This is a genomic window from Kitasatospora sp. NPDC048407 (genome assembly GCF_043200475.1).
Taxonomy (GTDB): Bacteria; Actinomycetota; Actinomycetes; order Streptomycetales; family Streptomycetaceae; genus Kitasatospora.
The window spans coordinates 1-5,332 of record NZ_JBICXW010000046.1; the positions used below are offsets into that span (position 1 = coordinate 1).

Consider the following 5,332-nt stretch of genomic DNA (forward strand, 5'->3'; position numbering starts at 1 on the left):
TGCTTCCCCGCCCTCGACTACTTCGAGAACTCGGGACTCCCCTTCGTCGTCGCCCTCAACGGCTTCGACGGACACCAGCCCCACACCGGCGACGAGGTACGGGAGGCACTGCAACTCAGCGCGGACATCCCGATCGTCACCCTCGACGCCCGACGCCGGGACAGCGCCAAGAGCGCACTCATCACCCTCGTCGAGCACGCCCTCCTCGCCCGCCTGCGGTGAGTGGAGCAGGGCCCCGCCGGGGGCGCGTACCAAGGATGGTTCGCGTCCCCGGTAACAGTTCGACCAGCACATTTGCCGGGCTTTCCTGACAGTACGTAGTCGTCCGGCTCCGGTCCGCGCCAATGGCCTAGACCTTTGCGGAAGTTCCGCCGCAAATGTCCACTTTCCTCCCCGGGCGTGCGGGGCGGGGCAGCCGTTTGTCCGCTTCTCCGGCTCGTGTTGAATTCCAGCTACCCCGTAGTATCCGAGCGGGTCGCGGCCCGTCGGGGGGTAGCCGCCGGATTGATCCATGGCCGCCAGTCGGTCGAGAGGTTGTTGTCGAGTGAGGCGTAAGCAGCCAGTCACCCCGCAGCGGCGCTCAGAGCCCCGCCAGCAGGAACCGGCAAGCGGCCGGACCACAGGTCAGTTCTCCGCGTTCACCGCGGCCGAGGACCGCGGCGAGCCGCAGCGCACCGCCCCCGCGGCCGTCGGCGAGTCCGCCGAGCGGGCCGGCGCCGCCAAGGAGAGCAAGCGTCAGAGCGGCGGCGGCCGGGCCGACTTCCTGTCGCCGCTGAACTGGCGGGTGCCGACCCGTCTGGTGGCCATCCTGGTCATCCCCGTGGTGATCGCGCTGGTCTTCGGCGGCCTGCGCGTCAACACCTCGCTGGACGACTACAGCAACGCCGACCGCGCGGTGCGCATCGCGAAGCTGGCGAGCGCCGCGACCAAGCTGGCCGACGCCCTGGAACAGGAGCGCGACGACAGCCTGGTGCCGCTGCTCACCGGCCAGGGCGACCAGGGCGAGGTGAAGAAGCTCCGGGACAAGACCGACCAGGCGCTGGCCGAGTACCGTTCCGCCTTCTCCAAGATCAAGGACGACGCGACCGTCGCCCGCCGCAACGGCCAGTTCGAGTCGATGGTGTCGTGGCTCCCCCACCTGCGGCAGAACGCCTACAAGCCGGAGCTGTTCGCGACCGCGACCATCAACGCGTACTCGATGATGTACGCGCCGCTGCTGTCGATGGACAACTCGGTCGGCTTCGGCTCCACCAACGTCACCTCCAAGGGCCGCGCCATCTACGCGATGTCGCTGGCCAAGGCGGCCGCCTCGGCCCAGCGCGCGCTGATGCTGCACCTGCTGGTCGGCCTCGGCGTCGGCGGCGTGGACGGCCACGAGGGCCAGGACCTGATCCAGGGTCTGCAGGTCGCCGCCAAGCTGGAGCAGACCGCCCGCGACGAGTTCAACACCGCGTCCAGCAGCGACGAGGTGAAGGTCTACGCGGACGCCGAGGTCGCCCAGACCACCGCCGACCAGCGCCTGCCGCTGCGCATGCCGGACGGCCGCACCATGCCGAGCATGATCTCGCTGCTCGCGATCGGCATGAACTACGGCAGCAAGCTGGCCACCGCGGCCTCCGACCGCGACGCCGCCACCCGGATCGTCGACCTGGCCGGCGCCGACGGCCTGACCCGCCCGCTGTGGGACCAGGCCACCAAGAGCCACATGAGCGCGCTGCGCACGGCCGAGACCGAGCTGCTGGACCAGGTCGTCGCCGACGCCCAGGGCATCAAGGACCGGGCGTTCACCGACTGGGTGCTCAACGCGCTGATCGTGATCGCCTCGCTGGTGCTGGCCGGTCTGCTCACCGGCTACATCGCCCGCTCGATGATCCTCGGCATGCGAACCCTGAACACCGCCGCGCTGGACATCGCCAACCACCGTCTGCCGGAGCTGGTCGACAAGCTCTCCAAGACCGACCCGGAGCGGGTCGACACCTCGGTCGCCCCGATCCCGCTGCACGGCACGGACGAGATCGGCGAGGTCGCCCGCGCCTTCGACCAGGTCCACCAGCAGGCCGTCTCGCTGGCCGCCGAGCAGGCGCTGCTGCGAGGCAACGTCAACGCGATCTTCACCAACCTGTCGCGCCGCAGCCAGAGCCTGATCCAGCGCCAGCTGTCGCTGATCACCGACCTGGAGAACAACGAGGCCGACCCGGACCAGCTGGAGAACCTCTTCAAGCTGGACCACCTGGCCACCCGCATGCGCCGCAACGGCGAGAACCTCCTCGTCCTCGCGGGCGAGGAGCCCGGCCGCCGCTGGAACACGCCCGTCCCGCTGGTCGACGTGCTGCGCGCCGCCGCCTCCGAGGTGGAGCACTACGAGCGCATCGAACTGGCCGGCATCCCCGAGGCCGACGTGGTCGGCCCCGCCGTGACCGACCTCGTCCACCTGCTCGCCGAGCTGCTGGAGAACGCCACCTCGTTCTCCTCCCCGCAGACCCGGGTGCTGGTCAACGCCACCAGCCTGCCGGACGGCCGGGTGCTGGTGGAGATCCACGACAAGGGCATCGGCCTGACCGCCGAGGACTTCGCCGAGATCAACGAGAAGCTCGCCGAACCGCCCACCGTGGACGCCACCATCTCCCGCCGCATGGGCCTGTTCGTGGTCGGCCGGCTGTCCCAGCGGCACGACATCCGCGTGCAGCTGCGCCCCTCGGGCGAGTCGGCCGGCACCACCTCGCTGGTCATGCTGCCGCAGCAGCTCACCTCGCTGGTCGCGGTGCCCGAGCCGCAGAACGAAGAGTTCACCGTCTCGCGGATCTTCGCCGAGCAGGAGACCCCCGCCGAGTGGTCCTTCGACGGCCAGGAGCGCACCGCCGCCGAACTCGGCTTCGACGACCACCTGCCGGGCCGCGGCCTGCCCGGCGGCAACGGCTTCTCCCCCGCGCTGGAGTCCATGCAGCGCTCGCAGCGCCTGGAGGAGCAGCGCCGCCGGGCCGCCCTGGAGATCGGTCCGGGCGCCGCCCTCGAGGAGCCGATGGAGGCGGAGATCCTGGAGTCGCCCTACGGCGCCGGGGACGACCGCACCGAGAACGGCTACCAGGCCCCGTACGCGGACGACTACCGCCGTCCGGAGTCCGGCCCCTTCACGGACGCCTACGAGCCCCAGCAGGCCGCCCAGGACGACGCCTACGGCTACCAGGACAGCGGCTACGGCCGTGACCAGTACACGCCCGGCGAGCACTACCAGGACGACCCGTACGCGCCCGGCCGGTACCAGGCCCCGTACGCGCCGGCCGGCTTCCAGGACGACCCGTTCCAGGCCGGCCAGGGCTACGGCGACGAGTACCAGCAGCCGTACGCCGCCGGGCAGTTCGCCGACCAGCAGCAGTACGGCGACGAGCAGTACCCGCAGGCGCAGTACGCCGACGAGTACCAGCAGCAGGACTACGGCTACGAGGAGCCCGCCGGGCACCCGTACCCGGCGGAGGAGCTGCCGGCGCTGCCGCCGGCCCCGGGCGGGTCGACCGGCGGCGGGCTGCCGCAGCGCCGGCCCGGCCAGCAGCTGGCGGGCCCGGCCGGCGGGCCGGGCGCGGAGAGCCCGAACTGGTTCACCGGCGCGAAGGACACCTCGGCGCCCGTCGAGTCGCGCGGCCACGACGTGTCGGCGCTCGGCGGCTACGGCCCGACCGGCCCGACCTCCGCGCCCAGCGAGTGGGAGTCCCCCAACGACGGCGACTGGCAGCGCGCGGAGAAGCTCCGCGAGCCCTCCACCTCGGGCACGACCCCGTCGGGTCTGCCGCGCCGCGTGCCGCGGCAGAACCTGGTGCCGGGCAACGCCAAGCCCACCCCGCAGGACGGCCCGCAGGTCTCCCGCGACCCGAACGAGGTACGCGGCCGCCTGACCAACCTGCGCCGCGGCGTCGAGCAGGGCCGCCAGGCCGGCGGCGACTCCGGGACCACCGGTAGTTTCCGGATCGACCCCGACCAGGGGGCGTACGGTGATGGACCGCACAACAGCAGCACCGATCTCTTCGGCGGCTCGAACCAGCAGGAGCGTTGAGTTGACCCAGATGAGCCAGGCCGCACAGAACCTGAACTGGCTGATCACCAACTTCGTGGACAACACCCCCGGGGTGTCGCACACGGTGGTGGTCTCCGCCGACGGTCTGCTGCTGTGCATGTCCGAGGGGTTCCCCCGGGACCGTGCCGACCAGCTTGCCGCCGTCGCCTCCGGGCTGAGCTCGCTGACCTCCGGCGCCAGCCGGATCTTCGAGGGCGGCGACGTGACCCAGACCGTGGTCGAGATGGAGCGGGGCTTCCTGTTCCTGATGGCGGTCAGCGACGGCTCCGCGCTCGCGGTGCTCGCCTCGCCGGACTCCGACATCGGTCTCGTCGGCTACGAGATGGCCCTCCTGGTGGACCGCGCGGGCGCGGTCCTGACGCCCGCTCTGCGGGCCGAACTCCAGGGCAGTCTCCTGCACTGACGGTTCGTCGGATACCGTCCTGGTATTCGAAAGACCTCATTGCCCGTCCCGAGGCCGCTTCGGCGGCCTCGGGACCGGGCGTTGTACGGCCTTCGCACCACCGGCCCCGGCGCTCCTCCGGCGACGCGGCCCGCTACGCACCGCCGCACCCTGAGGAGATGAACCGTGACACCGCCCGACCACAGTGGCCAGTTCGGCGTCCCGTACGCGGGCTCCGGCCACGACGCTTTCGGGACTCCCGGCGTCGGCCACGGTCAGCAGCAGCAGTACGCGCCGCAGTTCGACAACGGTGGCCAGTCGTACCTGCCCCCGCAGTCCGACCCGCGCTGGTACCAGCAGCCGGACGGATACGGCCAGGCCTACCCCGGTCATGAGGCGTTCCCGCACGACCCCGCCGACCTGCCGCACCGCTACGAGGCGCCGCACGTCGAACAGCCCTACGAGGACGACGGGTTCGACGACTACGAGGACGCCGAGCCGCTGATCCGCCCGTTCGCCATGACCGGCGGACGGACCCGGCCGCGCTACGAACTCGCCCTGGAAGCACTGGTCTCCGCGTCGGTCGACCCGGCCCGGATGGCCACGCTGCTGCCGGAGCACCAGCGGATCTGCTCGCTGTGCGCCTCCGACGTGAAGTCGGTGGCGGAGATCTCCGCCCTGCTCGGCCTCCCCCTGGGGGTGGCCCGCATTCTCGTGGCGGACCTGGCCGAGGCCGGCCTGGTCGCCATCCACCAGCCCGCAGCCGGCGGTGAATCCGGCAACCAGCCCGACGTCACGCTGCTCGAAAGGGTCCTCAGTGGACTTCGCAAGCTCTAACGCGGCCGCCCCCAGCCGCGCCACCACCTCCGCCAAGATCGTCGTCG

At 71.5% G+C, this 5,332-nt stretch carries 3 protein-coding genes and 1 pseudogene; all 4 read left to right on the forward strand.

Annotation, left to right across the window (positions count from 1 at the left end; translation table 11 throughout):
• Positions 1-222 (forward strand): annotated as a pseudogene (locus ACGFWJ_RS36095) (ATP-binding protein); the annotation flags it as partial.
• Between the two features lie 322 nt (positions 223-544).
• A complete protein-coding gene (locus ACGFWJ_RS36100; RefSeq protein WP_392956983.1) occupies positions 545-4,045 on the forward strand; it encodes a nitrate- and nitrite sensing domain-containing protein in 3,501 nt (1,166 codons plus the stop codon).
• Between the two features lie 10 nt (positions 4,046-4,055).
• Positions 4,056-4,469: a roadblock/LC7 domain-containing protein gene (locus tag ACGFWJ_RS36105; RefSeq protein ID WP_387649956.1), complete on the forward strand. Its 414-nt coding sequence runs from the start codon at positions 4,056-4,058 to the stop codon at positions 4,467-4,469.
• Between the two features lie 165 nt (positions 4,470-4,634).
• On the forward strand, positions 4,635-5,285 hold the full coding sequence (locus ACGFWJ_RS36110) for a DUF742 domain-containing protein (protein WP_392956984.1): 651 nt from the start codon (positions 4,635-4,637) through the stop codon (positions 5,283-5,285).
• Positions 5,286-5,332 lie beyond the last annotated feature (47 nt).